The 18572-nt window shown below is 61.6% G+C and carries 18 protein-coding genes; 9 read left to right on the top strand and 9 right to left on the bottom strand.

Features of this window, described 5'->3' with window-relative positions; all coding sequences use genetic code 11:
• The first annotated feature begins 46 nt into the window (after nucleotides 1–46).
• On the top strand, nucleotides 47–1237 hold the full coding sequence (locus tag ADU59_RS05240; RefSeq protein ID WP_068952628.1) for an MFS transporter: 1191 nt from the start codon (nucleotides 47–49) through the stop codon (nucleotides 1235–1237).
• 6 nt (nucleotides 1238–1243) lie between these two features.
• Here the strand turns inward: ADU59_RS05240 and ADU59_RS05235 are convergent, their stop codons facing one another.
• Nucleotides 1244–1669, bottom strand: a complete 426-nt coding sequence (locus tag ADU59_RS05235) for a VOC family protein (protein ID WP_068952307.1) — start codon at nucleotides 1667–1669, stop codon at nucleotides 1244–1246.
• Nucleotides 1670–1751: 82 nt separating this feature from the next.
• On the opposite strand from ADU59_RS05235, the gene ADU59_RS05230 reads away from it, so the two are divergent.
• Nucleotides 1752–2327 (top strand): TetR/AcrR family transcriptional regulator, encoded by a 576-nt coding sequence (locus ADU59_RS05230; RefSeq protein WP_068952305.1) that lies wholly within the window; start codon nucleotides 1752–1754, stop codon nucleotides 2325–2327.
• Here the strand turns inward: ADU59_RS05230 and nth are convergent.
• A complete protein-coding gene (gene nth / locus ADU59_RS05225; protein WP_068952303.1) occupies nucleotides 2320–3084 on the bottom strand; it encodes an endonuclease III in 765 nt (254 codons plus the stop codon). The genes ADU59_RS05230 and nth overlap by 8 nt on opposite strands.
• Before the next feature lie 22 nt (nucleotides 3085–3106).
• On the opposite strand from nth, the gene ADU59_RS05220 reads away from it, so the two are divergent.
• Both ADU59_RS05220 and ADU59_RS05215 read left to right on the top strand, forming a co-directional pair.
• Complete coding sequence (locus ADU59_RS05220; protein ID WP_068952301.1) at nucleotides 3107–3604, top strand: DUF2244 domain-containing protein; 498 nt, start codon at nucleotides 3107–3109, stop codon at nucleotides 3602–3604.
• A gap of 63 nt (nucleotides 3605–3667) precedes the next feature.
• Entirely contained in the window at nucleotides 3668–4540 is an 873-nt protein-coding gene (locus tag ADU59_RS05215) for a methylated-DNA--[protein]-cysteine S-methyltransferase (RefSeq protein WP_068952626.1), read from the top strand.
• A gap of 54 nt (nucleotides 4541–4594) precedes the next feature.
• Here ADU59_RS05215 and ADU59_RS05210 read toward each other — a convergent pair whose 3' ends face one another.
• The 6 genes from ADU59_RS05210 to mepA all read right to left on the bottom strand — a co-directional run bounded on the left by ADU59_RS05210 (nucleotide 4595) and on the right by mepA (nucleotide 10631).
• Nucleotides 4595–5230, bottom strand: a complete 636-nt coding sequence (locus ADU59_RS05210; RefSeq protein ID WP_068952299.1) for a 2,3-bisphosphoglycerate-dependent phosphoglycerate mutase — start codon at nucleotides 5228–5230, stop codon at nucleotides 4595–4597.
• Between the two features lie 27 nt (nucleotides 5231–5257).
• Nucleotides 5258–6076, bottom strand: coding sequence for a 4-hydroxy-tetrahydrodipicolinate reductase (dapB, locus tag ADU59_RS05205; RefSeq protein ID WP_068952297.1), 819 nt, complete (start codon nucleotides 6074–6076; stop codon nucleotides 5258–5260).
• 16 nt (nucleotides 6077–6092) lie between these two features.
• Nucleotides 6093–7904: an ABC transporter ATP-binding protein gene (locus tag ADU59_RS05200; RefSeq protein WP_068952624.1), complete on the bottom strand. Its 1812-nt coding sequence runs from the start codon at nucleotides 7902–7904 to the stop codon at nucleotides 6093–6095.
• Between the two features lie 102 nt (nucleotides 7905–8006).
• Complete coding sequence (locus tag ADU59_RS05195) at nucleotides 8007–9026, bottom strand: glucokinase (RefSeq protein ID WP_068952295.1); 1020 nt, start codon at nucleotides 9024–9026, stop codon at nucleotides 8007–8009.
• 49 nt (nucleotides 9027–9075) lie between these two features.
• Complete coding sequence (locus ADU59_RS05190; RefSeq protein WP_068952293.1) at nucleotides 9076–9456, bottom strand: methylglyoxal synthase; 381 nt, start codon at nucleotides 9454–9456, stop codon at nucleotides 9076–9078.
• 116 nt (nucleotides 9457–9572) lie between these two features.
• Nucleotides 9573–10631 (bottom strand): penicillin-insensitive murein endopeptidase, encoded by a 1059-nt coding sequence (gene mepA / locus ADU59_RS05185; protein ID WP_068952291.1) that lies wholly within the window; start codon nucleotides 10629–10631, stop codon nucleotides 9573–9575.
• 227 nt (nucleotides 10632–10858) lie between these two features.
• Between mepA and ADU59_RS05180 the strand changes: the two genes are divergently transcribed.
• The 5 genes from ADU59_RS05180 to ADU59_RS05160 all read left to right on the top strand — a co-directional run bounded on the left by ADU59_RS05180 (nucleotide 10859) and on the right by ADU59_RS05160 (nucleotide 17715).
• The gene (locus ADU59_RS05180; protein WP_244506339.1) at nucleotides 10859–12694 is read left to right on the top strand and encodes an extracellular solute-binding protein; all 1836 of its coding nucleotides are present in this window, start codon (nucleotides 10859–10861) and stop codon (nucleotides 12692–12694) included.
• Between the two features lie 179 nt (nucleotides 12695–12873).
• A complete protein-coding gene (locus ADU59_RS05175; RefSeq protein WP_068952286.1) occupies nucleotides 12874–13959 on the top strand; it encodes a microcin C ABC transporter permease YejB in 1086 nt (361 codons plus the stop codon).
• Nucleotides 13959–15107, top strand: coding sequence for an ABC transporter permease (locus tag ADU59_RS05170; RefSeq protein ID WP_068952284.1), 1149 nt, complete (start codon nucleotides 13959–13961; stop codon nucleotides 15105–15107). The genes ADU59_RS05175 and ADU59_RS05170 overlap by 1 nt, the downstream gene beginning before the upstream one ends.
• An 8-nt stretch (nucleotides 15108–15115) precedes the next feature.
• Entirely contained in the window at nucleotides 15116–16744 is a 1629-nt protein-coding gene (locus tag ADU59_RS05165; RefSeq protein WP_068952622.1) for an ABC transporter ATP-binding protein, read from the top strand.
• Nucleotides 16745–16755: 11 nt separating this feature from the next.
• The gene (locus ADU59_RS05160; RefSeq protein WP_068952282.1) at nucleotides 16756–17715 is read left to right on the top strand and encodes a 2-hydroxyacid dehydrogenase; all 960 of its coding nucleotides are present in this window, start codon (nucleotides 16756–16758) and stop codon (nucleotides 17713–17715) included.
• On the opposite strand, the gene ADU59_RS05155 is transcribed toward ADU59_RS05160, so the two are convergent.
• Nucleotides 17716–18570: a C40 family peptidase gene (locus ADU59_RS05155; protein ID WP_068952280.1), complete on the bottom strand. Its 855-nt coding sequence runs from the start codon at nucleotides 18568–18570 to the stop codon at nucleotides 17716–17718.
• Between the last annotated feature and the right edge of the window lie 2 nt (nucleotides 18571–18572).

Here is an 18572-nt window from a genome sequence, read left to right as displayed (position 1 = left end):
AATACCGTTGGAGACGAGCGTGACCAGTATCACAGCACCGGGCGAAATGACGTTCGAACCCAAGCCGATGTCATCGGCGATGACCTTGCTGCTGGCCGCCGCCTGCGGCCTGATTGCCGCCAATCTCTATTACGCGCAGCCGCTGATCGGCCCGATCAGCACGTCGCTCGGCCTGTCTCCGGGGGCGGCCGGCCTGATCGTGACACTGACGCAGATCGGCTACGGCCTCGGCCTGCTGTTCATCGTGCCGCTGGGCGATCTCTTCGAGAACCGCAAGCTGATCCTTTCGGTCATGGGGTTGGGAACCATCGCCGTGGTCGGTGCTGGCCTTGCCTCGACGCCTCTGCCGTTTCTGGCCTCGGCGTTTTTCATCGGGCTCGGCTCCGTCGCCATCCAGATCATCGTGCCCTATGCGGCGCATATGGCGCCGGAAGCGCATCGCGGCCGGGCTGTCGGCAATGTCATGAGCGGGTTGATGGTCGGCATCATGCTGGCGCGGCCTGCCTCCAGCTTCATTGCCGAATTCCTGCCCTGGCATATGGTGTTTTTCATCTCGGCCGTGGTCCTCGTCATCCTGGCTATGGTTCTTGCCCGCGCCCTGCCGCCGCGTATTCCCCAAACCGGGTTGAGCTACGGCAGGCTGCTGGCCTCGATGGGCCGTCTGGTGGTGACGACGCCGATCCTGCGCCGCCGCTCGCTCTATCAGGCCTGCATGTTTGCCGCCTTCAGCCTGTTCTGGACCACGACGCCGCTTTTGCTCTCGGGGCCGGAGTTCGGCCTGTCGCAGGGGCAGATCGCGCTGTTCGCGCTGGCCGGTGCCGCCGGCGCCATCGCCGCCCCGATCGGAGGCCGCTTGGCCGATAAAGGCTGGAGCTATCTGGCGACCCGGCTTGCGATGATCTCCGTCGCGGTTGCCTTCCTCATCACCCATGTCGCGCCCACCGGATCGCTGCTGGCGCTCGGCCTTCTTACCTTTGCCGCGGTCCTGCTCGATTTCGGCGTGACCACCAATCTGGTGCTTGGCCAGCGCGCCATCTTCGTGCTCGGCGCCGAATACCGCAGCCGTCTGAACGGGCTTTACATGGCGACCTTCTTTGCCGGCGGTGCCATCGGTTCGGCGCTTGGCGGCTGGCTCTATGCGGAGGGCGGCTGGTGGGCAGCGTCCATGTTCGGCCTTGCGCTGCCGGCTTGCGGCCTCCTCTATTCGTTGACGGAGCGCAAGCCGGTTGCAGGCTGAGCGCGATCAGACGCGCAGGGCGGACGCATCGTATTGCGCGGCGAATTCCGCCGTTGGCGGGATCGGCTTGATCACGTCGATCAGCACGCCGTTCGGATCGGCGGAGATGAAATGCCGCTGGCCGAAATCCTCGTCGCAGATCGCCTTCAGGATCGGCAGGCCGGCAGCGCGGAACTGCGCGTAGAGCGCATCCGGGTCCTCAACCTCGAAATTGAGCAGAAGCCCGGAGACGGTACCGCGGCCGCTTTCGGGGATCGTCTCGTGGCTGCCGTCGAGAATGGCCAGCGTGACGTGCTCGTTCTCCGGCGATTGCAGGTGCACATACCAGTCGGCGGAAAACAGCGGCTTAAAGCCGAAATGCCGGATATAGAAATCGGCCGTGCCCTGGACATCCCCAGTCATGATGACGGGATAATAGCTGGTGATTTTCATGCCTTTTCCTCCTCTCGAAATTGACATACAGTCTGCATGTTTTTGTAATTACATGCATACAGATTGTATGTAAAGGTGAGAAATGCGACGCAGCAACAAGGAACGAACCGAAAGCATGCGCCTTGCGTTGATGGCCGCTGCACGGGCGCTTTTCGTCGAAAACGGATATGCGGAGACGGCAACCCCGGAGATCGTCAGTGCCGCCGGTGTAACGCGCGGCGCTCTCTATCATCACTTCGAGGACAAGAGGGCGCTTTTTGCCGCCATCGTCGCAGAAGAAGCGCGGCAGGTGGGTCAGGAGATCGAGACCGCCGCCGTATCGAAGGATGCACGCCAAGCCATTCTCGCCGGTACGCGGGCCTATTTCGATGCCATGGCGGTGCCAGGGCGCACACGGTTGCTGCTGCTCGACGGCCCCGCCATTCTTGGGGCGCATCGTCTGCAAGTGCTCGATGCCGAACATTCGGAAAGTCGCCTGAAGGCGGGGCTGGCCGACCTGTTTGCGGCAAGCGGCAAGTCCGCGGATCTGCTCGACGCCTTCACGGAGCTTCTGTCCGCGTCTTTCGACCGGGCAGCGCTGGCAATCGAGGCCGGGGCCAGCCGCCAGGACTATGAGAAGGCGATCGCCACGCTGATCGACGGCATATTCGTCAGATGATCTGCGCCGGCAGTTCAACCAGCGGTGCCGGCATCTCGCTGGTCTTTTCGGCCGCCTTGCAGATATCGGCGATAACGCAGTGTTGGCATTCCGGCTTGCGCGCCTTGCAGCAATAGCGCCCATGCAGGATCAGCCAGTGATGCGCATGGTAGAGATATTGATCCGGAATGATCCGCATCAACTGGTCCTCGACCTCGTCCGGGGTTTTCCCCGGCGCCAGACAGAGCCGGTTGGCGATGCGGAAGATGTGTGTGTCGACCGCCATGGTCGCGTGCCCGAAAGCCATCGACAACACCACATTGGCGGTCTTGCGCCCGACGCCCGGCAGAGTGATCAGTTCCTCGCGTGTCCTCGGCACCTCGCTGCCGAAATCGGCGATCAGTTTTTCACTGAGCGCAATGACGTTCTTGGCCTTGTTGCGGTAGAGCCCGATCGTCTTGATATACTCGCGAACCCGCTCCTCGCCCAGATCCACCATCTTTTCCGGCGTGTCGGCAATGGCAAACAGCGCCCGCGTCGCCTTGTTGACCCCGACATCCGTCGCCTGCGCCGAAAGCGCCACGGCCACCACCAGCGTGAATGGATTGACATGCTCCAGCTCGCCTTTCGGTTCGGGCCGCTGGATCGAGAAACGCCGGAAAATTTCCTCGATTTCAGCCTTGCTATAGGCGGTCTTCGGTCGGGTTCCGGCGCGGCCGGTTGTCGCGGTTTTCGCTTTCGCCGGCTTGATCGATGATTCTGGCTTCACGTTTTTCATGATGCATCTATAGTCAATCGTCATGAACGATGGCAACGCCGAGATATCGAGAGAAGAGCAGCCGGTTTTCGCAGCCGAGCTGACGCCGTACCGTTCGCTTGGTGTCAGGGGCTTCAAGATCTTCCTGCTGATCGCCGGCCTGATGAGCCTCGTCCATATCTTCGTCTTTGTCGTCATCGGCGCCTGGCCGATCGTCTTTTTCTTCGGGCTGGATTTCCTGCTGCTGTTTGGCGCCTTCTGGCTGAACTACCGCTCCGCCCGGGCTCGCGAGGAGGTCAGCGTCTCGCGCACCGGCGTTTCCGTGCGCAAGTTCACGCCGGCCGGCCGGATGACCGAGCATCGTTTCAACCCCTTCTGGGCGCGGTTCAATATTTCCCGCCACGAGGAGATCGGCATCGTCTCCATGCAGATCAGCGACCGGCGGCGGGCGACCGATATCGGTTCCTTCCTCAACCGCGACGACCGCGAAACCTTCGCCGCCGCCTTTTCCGGCGCCTTGGCAACGGTGAAACGCCGATAGGGCAAGAATCGGGTGGCGAAGCCCGCGCTCCAGTGATTATCTCTGCCGCAAGGAGAGACGATGATGAATATCACCACTTCCATTCCGGCCGATATCACGCCGCAGGGCAGCGATTATGAAACCGTCAGCCGTGTCGTCGAGCTGTTGACCGAGAATTATCGCGATCAGCCCTCGCTGGAGACTATCGCCGGTGAACTCGGCCAGTCGCCGACACAGCTGCAGAAGACGTTTACGCGTTGGGCGGGCCTGTCGCCGAAGGCGTTCCTTCAGGCGGTGACGCTCGATCATGCCAAGCGCCTGCTGCGCCAGGAGGAGTTGCCGCTGCTCGAAACCAGTTTCGAGCTTGGCCTGTCCGGTCCCTCGCGCTTGCATGACCTGTTCGTCACCCATGAGGCGATGTCGCCGGGCGAATGGAAGTTGCGCGGCGGCGGGCTGACCATCCGTTATGGTTTCCATCCATGCCCGTTCGGCGTGGCGCTGGTCATGATCACCGATCGCGGTCTTGCCGGCCTTGCCTTCAACGATGCCGGCGGCGAAAAGGCCAGTTTCGAGGATATGGCCAGCCGCTGGCCAAACGCGCAGTATGTCGAGGATAGCGCGGCGACGGCCGGTTATGCCGCCCGCATCTTCGATGCCAGGGAATGGCGCAGCGAGGAGCCGCTCCGCGTGGTGCTGATTGGCTCCGATTTCCAGATCCGCGTCTGGGAATCACTGCTGAAAATCCCGATGGGCAAGGCCGTCACCTATTCCGATATCGCCGGTGATATCGGCCAGCCGACCGCCTCCCGCGCCGTCGGTGCGGCCGTCGGCCGCAATCCGATCTCGTTCGTCGTGCCCTGTCACCGGGCGCTCGGCAAGAGCGGCGCATTGACAGGATACCACTGGGGGCTCACCCGCAAGCGGGCAATGCTCGGCTGGGAAGCGGGCAAGGTCTGACGCAAAAAGGACCGCGGATGCGGCCCAAATCACCTTCGATAGAAGAAAATGCGCTCAGTGCGCGCCGGACATGTCGCCGAGCACTTCCTTGGACGCGACGGTGGAGTCGGCCTTCAGTTTGTAGACCATCGGCACGCCGGTCGCGAGGTTGACCGAGAGGATCTGTTCGCGGTCGAGACGATCGAGAACCATCAGCAGTGAGCGCAGCGAGTTGCCGTGGGCTGCGACCAGCACCTTCTGGCCCGCCAGCACGCGCGGCAGGATATCCGTCATGTAATAGGGCCAGACGCGGGCGCCGGTATCCTTCAGGCTTTCGCCGCCCGGCGGCGGGACGTCGTAGGAACGGCGCCAGATATGCACCTGCTCCTCGCCCCATTTGGCGCGGGCATCGTCCTTGTTGAGGCCGGAAAGATCGCCGTAGTCGCGCTCGTTCAGCGCCTGGTCCTTGATCGTTTCCAGATCGGGCTGGCCGACATTGTCGAGGATGAGCTTCAGCGTGTGCTGCGCGCGCGTCAGCACCGATGTAAAGGCGACGTCGAATTTGATGCCGTAATCGGCCAGAGCCTTGCCGCCGGCATTGGCTTCCTCGATGCCGAGTGCCGTCAGGTCAGGGTCCTTCCAGCCGGTAAACAGGTTCTTCAGGTTCCAGTCGCTCTGGCCGTGACGCACAAGGACGAGGGTGCCGCTCATAGAAATTCCTCCGGGGAGTTTTAGGGATCAGGACAGCCCGAGCACGTCGAGCATGGAATAGAAGCCGGGTTTCTGGCTGCGCGCCCAGAGCGCCGCGGTGACGGCGCCGCGCGCAAAGATCGTACGGTCGGTGGCCGAGTGGGACAGCGTCACCTGTTCGCCTTCGCCGGCAAGGATGACGGAGTGCTCGCCGATCACCGATCCACCGCGCAATGTGGCAAAGCCGATCGTACCGGCGACGCGTGCGCCGGTATGGCCGTCGCGCACCCGCACGGAATGCTCGGCAAGACCGATATCCCGGCCCTTGGCAGCAGCCTCTCCCAGAAGAAGCGCCGTACCGGAAGGGGCATCCACCTTGTGCTTGTGGTGCATTTCGAGGATTTCGATATCCCAGCTTTCCGGGCCGAGTGCCCGTGCCGCCTGCTCTGTCAGCACGCCGAGCAGATTGACGCCGAGGCTCATATTGCCGGATTTGACGATCCGGGCGTGGCGGGCGGCGGCCTTGAATTTCGTTTCGTCGTCCGCCGAGCAGCCGGTGGTGCCGATCACATGGACGATGCGGGCCTGCGCCGCGAGCCCGGAAAACTCGACGGATGCGGCAGGCGAGGTGAAGTCGAGCACGCCTTCGGCCTCGACAAAGGCTTCGAGCGGCTTGTCGGTGATCGCAACGCCGGTCGGTCCGAGACCGGCAATCTCGCCGGCATCGCGGCCGACAAAGGCCGAGCCGGAACGCTCAACGGCGGCAAAGACGGTCGCGCCCGGCATGGCATGGATGGTGCGGATCAGCGTCTGGCCCATCCGGCCTGCGGCGCCCACCACCACGAGTTTCATATCCGTCCCGCTCATGCCTGCCTCATTTCCCTCAAATCAAAGTTTCGGCATCCGCGATCGGTTGCGATGCCGCATTGCCCTGCAGATTGTGCAGGCGAGCGTAAAGGCCGTCACTGCGCTGCGCAAGCGCCTCATGCGTACCTTCCTCGACCACCAGCCCGTCTTTCATGACGATGATCTTGTCGGCATTGACGACGGTCGACAGGCGATGGGCGATGACCACCACGGTGCGGCCGCTCATGGCATGGTCAAGCGCCTTCTGCACGGCTGCTTCCGATTCGGTATCCAGTGCAGATGTAGCTTCGTCGAGAAGCAGGATAGGGGCATTGCGCACCAGCGCGCGGGCAATCGACAGCCGCTGGCGCTGGCCGCCCGACAGGGTCACGCCGTTTTCGCCGACCGACGTGTCGTATCCCTGCGGCTGCATCAGGATGAAGTCATGGGCATAGGCAAGCCGTGCGGCTTCCTCGACTTCCGCGTCCGTCGCCTCCGGGCGGCCATAGCGGATATTGTCGCGGATCGAGCCTTCGAAGAGATAGGGCTGCTGCGAAACATAGGCGAGCCCGTTGCGAAGCGATTGCTTGGTCACGTGGGCGATATCCTGCCCGTCGATCAGGATCTCGCCGCTGGAGGGATCGTAGAACCGCGGAATGAGGCTGATGACCGTCGATTTTCCGGCGCCCGAGGGGCCGACCAGCGCGGTCGTCTTGCCGCCTTCGGCGGTAAAGCTGACACCCTTGAGAATATCGTCGCCCTGCGCATAGCTGAAGCGCACGTTCCTGAATTCGATTGCGGCTGGCCCCGGCGCCAGATCGCGGGCGTCCGGCAGGTCCCGCTGATGCGGCACGGTATCGAGGATTTCGTAGATCATCCGTGCATTGACCACGGCGCGCTCCAGCGAAACCTGCAGCCTGGCAAGACGCCGGGCCGGATCATAGGCCATCAGCAGTGCCGTCACGAAGGCGAAAAAGGCACCCGGCTGCACGTCGCCGTAAATCGACCGGAAGGCGGCATAGGCCAGCACGCTGGAAATCGCGAAACCGGCGAAGGTTTCCGTCATCGGCGCGGTGCGTTCACTCAGGCGGGCAATGCGGTTGGCCCGGTTTTCGGCCCGGTCGATGATCGTCTCGACCTTGGTCTTCAGCTGCTTTTCCATCGTGAACGCCTTGACGATGGTGATGCCCTGGATGGTTTCCTGCATGGCGCCGAGCACGTGACTGTTGATCTCGACCGATTCGCGCGTCGCCTGCCTCAGCCGGCGCGAAATATAGCGAAGGCCGATCAGGAGCGGCGGCGCGATGACGAAGACGATCACGGTCAGCAGCCAGTCCTTGCCGATCATCACGCCGATCAGTGCGATGAGGGTCAGGAAGTCACGGGCCAGCGAGGTTACGGTCATGTTCAGCACATCGCGGATGCCTGAAACGTTCTGGCTGATCTGGGCGGAGATGCGGGCAGACCGGGATTCGCTGAAATAGCCGACGCTCAGCGCCATCAGGTGCGAATAGAGCCGGCGCTGATAGCTGGCGACGATGTTGTTGCCGATCTTGGACAGCGCCACGGCCTGACCGTAGGTGGCAAAACCGCGCAGCACGAAAGCGGCAAAGATCGCGCCGCAGATATAGACGACGATGTCGGCCCGCTTGTTGGCAAAGGCTTCGTTGACCACCGATTCCATGATCCAGGCGGTAAAGGCCGTGGTGCCGGCAACGACGACGAGGCAGGCGATCGCGAAGATATAGCCACGCAGGTGGGCGCGTCCGTTTTCGGCGATGACCCGCTTGAGCACGCTGGTAATTGTCTCGCGATCGACGGCAGGCAGCTTTGTCTTGGCTTGTTTCAAGCTGGTTTCCTTAAAGCCCGGCGCCTTCTGGAAGACGCCCATTCTTTCGGGCTCTATAGTCTCTTGATCCCTCTTTGGCGAGTCTGCCGCGCAATTCGCCGCTCAAGTTCTCCAGCGCCGTCCCTCGGTTGCCACACCGAAGCGCGACGGCGTGCGCGAATAGGCGGCAAGCCCGGAAAGGGCCGCCGTTGGATGGGTGACGACGAAAGTCGGGATGGTTTTCAGCAGCGCCGAATGCGGCGCCTTGTCCTCGAAGGCCTGGCGGAACTCGGGCTTCTTCAGCGCCGGCAGGATCTTTTGCGAGATGCCGCCGGCAAGGAACACGCCGCCGCGTGCCATGAAGATCATCGCCATGTCGCCGGCGACGCGGCCGAGATAGGTGGAAAACAGCGAGACGGCTTCGATCGCCGCGGCATCACTGCCGGCAAGCGCATGCGTCGTCACCGCGGCCGGATCGGCCAGATGCGGATCCTGGGCTTTCGAAAAACAGACGGCGCGGTAGATGTTCACGATACCGCGGCCGCACAGCAGCTGCTCCGCCGAAATGCGTCCCTCGATCGGCTCGAGAAACGGCCAGATCTGATAATCGCGCTCGGTGCGCGGCCCGACATCGATATGCCCGCCTTCGCCGGGAACCGGAAACCAGGTGTGCTGGGCATGGACAAGGCCGGCAACCCCAAGGCCCGTTCCCGGCCCAAGCACGGCGCACGAAGCGGATTCGAGAATGGCGCCGGGGCCGATCTGCTCGCGGCCTTCGTCGCCGATGGAGGCGATGGCGAGCGCCTGGGCCTCGAAATCGTTGATGATGATCACGTCTTCCAGCGACAGCGCCGTCAGCATGTCCTTTGGCCGGATGATCCAGCCGGCATTGGTGAGCGGGATATCGTCACCCTGGACCGGCCCGGCCACCGCGATGATGGCAGAGCGCGGCTGCACCGAGGTCTTGTCGAGAATGCTCGTCTGCAGCGCTTCCTCGATGCTGGCATAGCTGGTTGTCGGAATGATCGGAAAGATCTTCGGCTCGGCGAAGGCATCGAGCAGCAGCGCGAACCGGGCGTTGGTGCCCCCGATATCGCCGATGAGGATCGGAAAGGTAAGGCCGCTTTCGGTGTCTGTGGGCATGAAATGTTCCGTTGTGATCGTGCGGACTGAGGGCTCGGCGAGAGCTGTATCAGGGATGATTGAAGTCGATCAACTGTTCCGCCGTCGCCCGGTTCAGCGCCATCGGAATGTCGTAGACGGTGGCGAGCCGCGTCAGCGCCTTGACGTCGACGTCATGCGGCATGGCGCTCAAGGGATCGATGAAGAAGATCAGCATGTGCACGTCACCGGTGGCGATCATGGCGCCGATCTGCTGGTCGCCGCCGAGCGGGCCGCTTTTCAGCCGGATGACGTCGAGGCTTGGACAGGCTTCCTGTACCCGGCCGCCGGTCGTACCGGTCGCGACGACCTTCCAGCCGGCAAGCACGGCTTCGTTGGCCTTTGCAAATGCGGCCATGTCGTCTTTCTTCAGGTCGTGGGCAATCAGCGCCACGCATTTTGGATTGGCCATCGCAAGATCTCCCGGCGTCACGCCGACCAATGACGGTCTCGAATTAAATCGATTTGAATTCCTGTACAGCACAGTTCGGTGCTTGAAAAGCACCGAAAGCCATGGCGCTCTTCAGGCTATTGCAGGGCCGGGCGGGAGCGCGGCACCGGAATGCCACCATCCGGCAGATCGCCGCTTGCGGTATTGATCGCCGGCTCGACGGCGGCCTCGCCGGCCTGCGGTTGCGGCGCGACATAGGCCGTTCCGAAGGTCGCCGATTGCTCCGAGGCGGCCGGCGCGGCCAGCACCGCGGTGCAGGCTTTCGGCAGGTCGGCAAGGGTGACGAATTTCGGCTTCACCGGCTTGTCGTCTGGTTTCGGTTTGGCCCATGGCTCCTTGGTGAACCACCAGGCGAGCGACTTGTCGCAGCCGTCGCCTGCCGTGACGGGCGCCTGCGCCTTGCAGCTCGGCGTGCCGGGCGGGCAGTGCATGCGAATGTGAAAATGCTCGTCATGGCCGTAGACCGGGCGCACCTTGCCGAGAAGCGCGCGGTCGCCGGTCCAGGTCTCGCACAGCTTCTTCTTGATCGCCGGATTGACGAACACCCGCTCCACCTGCGGATAGCTCGCCGCCTGCATGACAAGCCTTGCGTGGGTGGGCGTCCAGCGCGTCGCATTGACGGTCAGGAATTTGCTCTTGTCGAGCATCGAGGTGAACGGCAGATCCTCGCGCGCCTGCACCGACAGCGGCTGCGCCGGCTTGGGTGTGAACCAGACATCCGCATCCAGCCCGATCTGGTGGGACGCATGCCCGGTGATCATCGGTCCGCCGCGCGGCTGGGAAATGTCGCCGATCAGGATGCCGGAACCCCAGCCGAGCTTGGCCGCATCCTGCGAAAAGGTTTCAAGCAGCTGGATCATCGCCGGATTGCCCCAGCGGCGGTTTCGCGACAGCCGCATCGCCTGCCAGGTCGGCCCGTCCGTCGGAATTGCCACGGCGCCGGCCATGCAACCCTTGGCATAAAAGCCGATCGGATTGGGCGCGGAATTGGTCGGAAGCTGGACCTTGCCGAAAATCTGCTTGGCCGGCGTGTCGTCGGCCGATGCAGCTTCGCCCGCAACGAGGCCAAAGCCGATCAGCGCAGCCAGTGCGACCGATCCCATATGCCGAATGAAGCCCGCCTTCGTCCCAGTCATGTGCCGTCCGTTTCCCGATAATGCCTAGTGACTCGCGCTTAGACGATGCCCAGCAGCGATGTGTCCGGCCGATCCTGACACATCGTCTTTGTGTCAGCCTTGCGGGACACGCGACCGTGACCCAAAAAAACGGTCCGATTTGAGGCAGCTTCTGTCATTTGCCCGGATTTTGCCTATTCTGTCGTTCAAGCAGGGAAAAAAGGGAAAACCGCATGGGGCGAATGGGCATGAATTTCAAAAGCGTGGCGACTTTGGCGACGACGGTGTTGCTTTCGTTCAGCGGGGTGGCGATCGCCCAGGAACCGGTCTGGCACAACGGCCTCTCCACGATCGGCGAATTGAAATACAAGGAGGGCTTTGCCCGCTTTGATTATGTCAATCCGGATGCGCCCAAGGGTGGCGAGCTGAAGCTCTCCACAATAGGGACCTATGACACGTTCAATCCGATCCTTTCCAAGGGCGAGGCGGCGTCCGGCGTCTCATCGCTCGTTTTCGATACGCTGTTGAAGTCCGCCGAAGACGAAGTCACCGCTTCCTACGGGCTGCTCGCCGAAGGCGTCTCCTATCCCGACGATTTTTCCTCCGCGACATTCCGGCTGCGTGCTGAAGCGAAATGGGCGGATGGAAAGCCGGTGACGCCGGAGGACGTCATCTTCTCTTTCGACATGTCGAAGGAACACAATCCCCTTCTCTCCAACTACTACCGCCATGTGGTCTCGGCTGAAAAGACCGGCGAGCGCGACATTACCTTCCGCTTCGACGAGAAGAACAATCGCGAGCTGCCGAACATTCTCGGCCAGTTTCCGATCGTGCCGAAGCACTGGTGGGAAGGCCAGGATGCGAAGGGCAACAAGCGCGATATCAGCCGCACCACGCTGGAACCGGTCATGGGCTCGGGGCCATATAAAATAGCCTCCTTCCAGGCAGGCGGCTCGATCCGTTTCGAGCTACGTGACGACTATTGGGGCAAGGACCTTAACGTGAATGTCGGTCAGAACAATTTTGGTGCGATCACCTACACGTTCTTCGGCGACAGGACGATTGAGTTCGAGGCGTTCCGCGCCGGTAATGTCGATTTCTATCAGGATAATAGCGCCAGCCATTGGGCAACATTCTATGACTTCCCGGCTGCGAAGGATGGCCGGGTGATTCGCGCGGAAATCCAGAACCCGCTGCGTGCCACCGGCATCATGCAGGCCTTCGTGCCGAACCTGCGCCGCGAAAAATTCAAGGATCAAAAGGTGCGCGAGGCGCTGAACTACGCCTTTGATTTTGAAGACCTGAACCGCACCCTTGCCTATAACGCCTATCAACGCGTCGATAGTTATTTCTGGAACACTGAGCTTGCCTCGTCCGGTCTTCCCGAGGGCCGCGAAAAGGAAATACTGGAAGCGCTGAAGGACAAGGTTCCCGCTGACGTCTTCACCACACCCTACACCAATCCCGTCAACGGCGATCCGCAGAAGGTGCGCGGAAACCTGCGTACTGCGCTCACGCTCTTCAAGGAGGCCGGCTACGAGCTCAAGGGAAGTCAGTTGGTGAACGTAAAGACCGGCGAGCCTTTCGGCTTTGAGATTCTCCTGTCCAATCCGTCCTTCGAGCGGACGGTTTCGCCTTTCGTCAACAGTGTGAAGAAGATCGGCATCGATGCACGCATGCGCACCGTCGACGACTCGCAATATACCAATCGCATTCGCAGCTTCGATTATGACATGATCTACGGCATCTGGGCGCAGTCGCTGGTGCCCGGCAACGAGCAGAGCGACTACTGGGGTTCGGCCTCGGTCAATCAGCAGGGTTCGAGAAACTATGCGGGCATTGCCGATCCGGCGATCGACGAACTCATCCGCAAGATCATTTTCGCGCCGAACCGTGAGGAACTGGTGGCGACCACACGGGCACTCGACCGCGTGCTCTTGGCGCATCACTATGTCGTGCCGCTGTTTTATGCCAAGGCTCAGCGCATCGCCTATTGGAACCATCTGACACATCCGGCGGATCTGCCCTATTACGGCTTGGGATTTCCGAATGTCTGGTGGTCGAAGCCTGCCGGAACCCCATGAAAGCCTTGCGCACGGCTCACCATGTACTCCAAATGCACATATGCGAATCAGTTTGGGCGTCCTGGCCGGTTTGGCAGGGGTGTCTTCAAGGAGACGAACGGATTGACTGAAAACAGGTGGCAGGCCGCTTGCGGATCGGATCGTGTTGCTGGAAACGGCGGCAGGCGGGAGCAGCGCTGATGGGTGCCTATATTCTTCGCCGTCTTCTTCTGATGATCCCGACGATCGTCGGCATCATGGCCATTTCCTTCGCCGTCATCCAGTTTGCGCCCGGTGGACCCGTCGAGCAGGTGATTTCCGATCTGACCGGCCAGCAGGGCGGCGACCGGTTGTCCGGGAGCAGTGGCGATCTCGGGCAGTCGTTCTCCGACGAATCCTCCGGCCGGTATCGGGGCGCACAGGGGCTCGATCCGGATTTCATCAAGAAGCTGGAAAAGCAGTTCGGCTTCGACAAGCCTCCGCTCGAGCGCTTCGGCCTGATGATGTGGAATTATATCCGCTTCGATTTCGGCGAGAGCTTTTTCCGCAACACGTCGGTCATCGACCTGATCCTCGACAAGATTCCGGTGTCCATTTCGCTCGGTCTCTGGATCCTGCTGTTTTCCTACGCGATTTCTATTCCGCTCGGGATCAGGAAGGCCGTTTCGGACGGCTCTGCTTTCGATGTCTGGACATCGGGCCTGATCATCGTCGGCTATGCCATTCCAAGCTTCCTGTTCGGCATCCTGCTGATCGTCGTGTTTGCCGGGGGATCCTTCTTCGACTGGTTCCCGTTGCGCGGTCTCGTATCGGACAATTTCGCCCAATTGACCTGGTGGCAGAAGATTCTCGATTATTTCTGGCATATGACCCTGCCGCTGATCACGCTGCTGATCTCTGCCTTTGCAACGACGACGCTCTTGACCAAAAATTCCTTCATCGATGAAATCAAGAAGCAATATGTGACCACGGCGCGGGCCAAGGGGCTTACCGAGCGGCAGGTGCTCTATGGACATGTTTTCCGCAACGCCATGCTGATCGTCATCTCAAGCTTTCCGGCCGCCTTCATCTCCGCCTTCTTCACCGGGTCGCTCTTGATCGAATATATCTTCTCGCTCGATGGCCTCGGCCGGCTTGGCTACGACGCCATCGTCAAGCGCGACTATCCGATCGTCTTTGCGACGCTCTATATCTTCTCGCTGATGGGCCTGCTCGTCAGCCTGCTGTCGGATCTGATCTACACCTGGGTCGATCCGCGCATCGATTTTGACCGGAGGGATGTCTGATGGCCGACATCGCTGCCAACACAGGACCGGTCACCGGCGCGCCTGGACGTTTGTCACCGGTCAATCGCCGCCGCTGGGAAAATTTCAAGGCCAATCGCCGCGGCTACTGGTCGCTGTGGATCTTCCTTGTGCTGTTCGGCCTCAGCCTCTGTGCCGAGTTCATCGCCAACGACAGGCCGGTCTTGGTGTCCTACAAGGGCGAGATTCTGGTACCTGCGTTGGTCCAATATCCCGAGCAGAAATTCCTTGGCGATCTCGGATTTCTCGCCGTCACCGATTACGGATCGCCTGAGATCTCCGACGAAATCAACGCCAACGGATGGATGATCTGGCCGCCCATCCGCTATTCCTACCAGACGGCCAACTCCTACATTCCGCATTCTGCGCCGACCAAGCCTTTCTGGCTGATGGATAAAGCCGAGCGCTGCTCCGGCTATCCGCAAGGCGATGCCGATCCGGGCTGCACGCTGGGTAATCTCAACTGGCTGGGCACCGACGATCAGGCAAGGGACGTGACCGCGCGGATCATCTACGGGTTTCGTATTTCCGTTCTGTTTGGTCTTGTCCTGACGATCGCCTCCGCCGTCGTCGGCGTCACCGCCGGAGCCGTGCAGGGCTATTTCGGCGGCTGGACCGACCTGCTGCTGCAACGCTTCATCGAAATCTGGTCGTCGATGCCGGTGCTCTATATTCTGCTCATCATCGCCGCGATCCTGCCGCCCGGCTTTTTCATTCTGCTCGGCATCATGCTGCTGTTTTCCTGGGTCGGCTTCGTCGGCATCGTCCGGGCCGAATTTCTGCGCGCGCGCAATTTCGAATATGTGCGCGCCGCCCGCGCGCTCGGGGTCAACAACCGGACGATCATGTTCCGCCACTTGCTTCCCAATGCCATGGTGGCGACGCTGACCTTCCTGCCGTTCATTCTCTCCGGCTCGATCACCACCCTGACCTCGCTGGATTTCCTCGGCTTCGGCATGCCGCCCGGCTCGCCGTCGCTCGGCGAACTGATTTCGCAAGGAAAGTCCAACCTGCAGGCGCCGTGGCTCGGACTTACCGCCTTCGTGGTGATGTCGGTGATGCTGTCGCTGCTGATCTTCGTCGGCGAAGCGACCCGCGACGCGTTTGATCCAAGGAAGACGTTCCGGTGAGCGCAAAGATGACAGACACTCTTCTCTCCGTACGAAACCTCTCCGTCGCCTTCCATCAGGGCGGCAGGACATCCACTGCCGTTGACGATGTCTCCTTCGATATCAAGCGCGGCGAAGTCGTTGCACTGGTCGGCGAATCCGGTTCGGGAAAATCCGTTTCGGCCAATTCCATCCTCAAGCTTCTGCCCTATCCGGCAGCCAGCCACCCGGGCGGCGAGATTGTCTTCAACGGCAAGGATCTGATGACGGTTTCGGATGCGGAACTGCGCAAGGTGCGCGGCAACGATATCACGATGATCTTTCAGGAGCCGATGACGTCGCTCAATCCGTTGCACTCGATCGAGCGGCAGATCGCCGAAATTCTCGATCTGCATCAGGGTATCACCGGTGCCGCCGCGCGCACCCGTGTGCTGGAACTGCTTAACCAGGTGGGCATCCGCGAGCCGGAAAAGCGGCTTGCCGCCTATCCGCACGAACTGTCCGGCGGCCAGCGCCAGCGTGTGATGATCGCCATGGCGCTCGCCAACCGGCCGGAGCTGCTGATCGCCGACGAACCGACGACCGCCCTGGACGTGACGGTGCAGGCGCAGATCCTCGAGCTGTTGAAAAAGCTTAAGGATGAACACGGCATGTCGATGCTGTTCATCACCCATGACCTCGGCATCGTCCGCAAGATCGCCGACCGGGTCTGTGTCATGACCAAGGGCAAGATCGTCGAGACCGGGCCGACCGCGGAGATTTTCGCCAATCCGCAGCACGCCTATACCCGCCATCTGCTCGCCTCCGAGCCGAAGGGTGTGCCGCCGGTCTCCGACACCTCGAAGCCGGTGGTGATCGAAGCACGGGACATGAAGGTCTGGTTCCCGATCAAGGCCGGGTTCCTGCGCAAGGTGGTCGATCACGTCAAGGCGGTCGACGGTATCGACCTGACGCTGCGGGCCGGCCAGACGCTCGGTGTCGTCGGCGAATCCGGCTCCGGCAAGACGACGCTGGGTCTGGCGCTGACGCGGCTGATTTCATCGAAGGGCCGCATCAGCTTCATCGGCAACGAGATAGCCGGCTATTCGTTTACGCAGATGCGCCCGTTGCGCAACCGCATGCAGATCGTCTTTCAGGATCCGTTCGGCTCGCTCAGTCCCCGCATGGCCGTCAGCGATATCGTCGCCGAAGGACTGAAAGTGCACGAACCGGGCCTTTCCAGCAGGGAACGCGATGCCCGTGTTGCCGCGGCACTGGAGGAGGTCGGCCTCGATGCGGCAACCCGCTGGCGGTATCCGCACGAATTCTCCGGCGGCCAGCGCCAGCGCATCGCCATTGCCCGCGCCATGGTCCTCAAGCCCCAATTCGTCATGCTCGACGAGCCGACATCGGCTCTCGATATGAGCGTACAGGCACAGGTGGTCGATCTCCTGCGCGACCTGCAGGCCAGGCACGCGCTCGCCTATCTCTTCATCAGCCATGACCTCAAGGTCGTCCGCGCTCTTGCCAACGACATGATCGTCATGCGTCTCGGCAAGGTCGTCGAACAAGGCCCCTCGGAACGCATCTTCACGGCACCGCAGGAAGATTATACCAAGGCGCTGATGGCTGCCGCCTTCAATATGGAGGCGGTCGATGTGCCCGCCATCCGTCAATAGAGTTCTGATCCATGCCGTCCAAAAGCCCCGTCATCGTCGATCTGAAGTTCATACCGCGTGAGGTGGAGGACGGCCTGAAAGGCGCTTTTACCGGCCGCGAGGTGTTCAATCTTGCCGATCCCGCCCACAAGGGCCGCGATCTCTCCGGTATCGACTATGCCGTCGTCTGGAAATCCGATCCGGACCTGTTTTCGCGCGCACCGGATCTGAAAGTGGTGTTTTCCGGCGGCGCCGGCGTCGATCATGTGCTGACGCTGCCGGGCCTGCCCGATGTGCCGCTGGTCCGTTTCGTCGATCGCAGCCTGACGACGCGGATGAGCGAATGGGTGATGATGAACTGCCTTTTGCATCTGCGCCAGCACAGCGCCTACGAAACACGGGCCAGAGCGCATGTCTGGGAAGACCTCAGCCAGCCGGAGGCGGCCGATATCACCGTCGGCGTCATGGGGCTCGGCGTGCTCGGGCTGGATGCCATCCGTAAACTCGGCGTCATGGGGTTCAAGACCATTGGCTGGTCGCGTTCGAAGAAGGCGATCGACGGTGTCGAGACCTTCGCCGGCGAAGAACTGGACGCCTTTTTGGCGCGGACCGATTTTCTTGTCGGCCTGCTGCCGCTGACGGCGGAAACCAAAGCTATGTTCAACAGCGCGCTGTTCTCGAAGCTTAGCCGCAACGGGCCGTTCGGCGCACCGGTGTTCATCAACGGTGGCCGCGGCGGCAGTCAAGTGGGGGCCGACATCGTCACGGCGCTGGAATCAGGCACCCTTGGCGGCGCTTCGCTCGACGTGTTCGAGCAGGAGCCGCTTGCGAAGGACAGTCCCTTTTGGGACATGGAAAACGTCTACATTACGCCGCATGTGGCGGCATCCTCGGACGTCAAGGCACTGTTTGTGCATGTCGAGCAGCAGATGGCTCGTTTCGAGAGCGGGCTGCCGCTGGAATATCTGGTGGATCGCAAGGCCGGCTATTGATCAGGGCCGGCGGTAACCCGTCGGCTGCTGATAAAGCCATCCGATGCGCCGGATCGCATCCTCAAGCCCCTCATGCGAAACGGTCATCGTGTGGCCATTGGCATGCAGCAGCGTCTTTTCGTCTTCCATGATCGCCACATGGCCCTTCCAGAAGACGAGATCACCGCGGCGCAGGTCGCCGCGGTCGATGCCGGTGCCAAGGCCGTTGGCCTGCATATCCGTGTCGCGCGGCACGTTTTTGCCGGTCATCATCATCGACAGTTGCACGAGGCCGGAGCAGTCGATGCCGAAGCCGGAGCGGCCGCCCCAGAGATAGGGAGTTTCCAGAAAGCGCGACGCCACCGTAACGTAGTCGCCGGACAATGGCTCTCCGACTTCGGCGCAATGGTTGGCGATGACGGCCTGTCCGCCTTCCAGCAGGAAATAGCGTGTGCCGCGCGTCTCTCGTTCATCGATGACAGCGATGCGGTTGCCCATCGACAATGCCTGCACGGTCGGGAACTTCAGATCCGGGCCGGAATAGATGAAGGTCCGCGGCGCAGTGATGATATGGGTCAGGCTACGGACCACAGGCGAGATGGCGTAATCCGGGATATAGCCGACATAATCATCGAAATCGGCTTTCACCCAGGCCCATCCGGCGTCGGTATCGAGAACGCGAACCGTTTCGCCCAGCAGCAACTCCGTGTCCGTGCCGCATTCGAGTTCCGGTCTTGTCCGCAACTGCACGACGGGAACACAGATCAGGCCCGGTGAGCCGCTGACATAGTTGTTGGCCTCGACGACGCCGCGAAGGCGTTCCTCGGCAAGATCGGTGCGGTAGGCGTTGAGCCGGCGGTCTGGAAGATCAAGCATAG

The organism is Pararhizobium polonicum, assembly GCF_001687365.1.
Classification (GTDB): Bacteria; Pseudomonadota; Alphaproteobacteria; order Rhizobiales; family Rhizobiaceae; genus Pararhizobium; species Pararhizobium polonicum.
The sequence above is the reverse complement of the archived record's forward strand: the minus strand, read 5'-3'. Positions and strand labels throughout refer to the sequence as shown.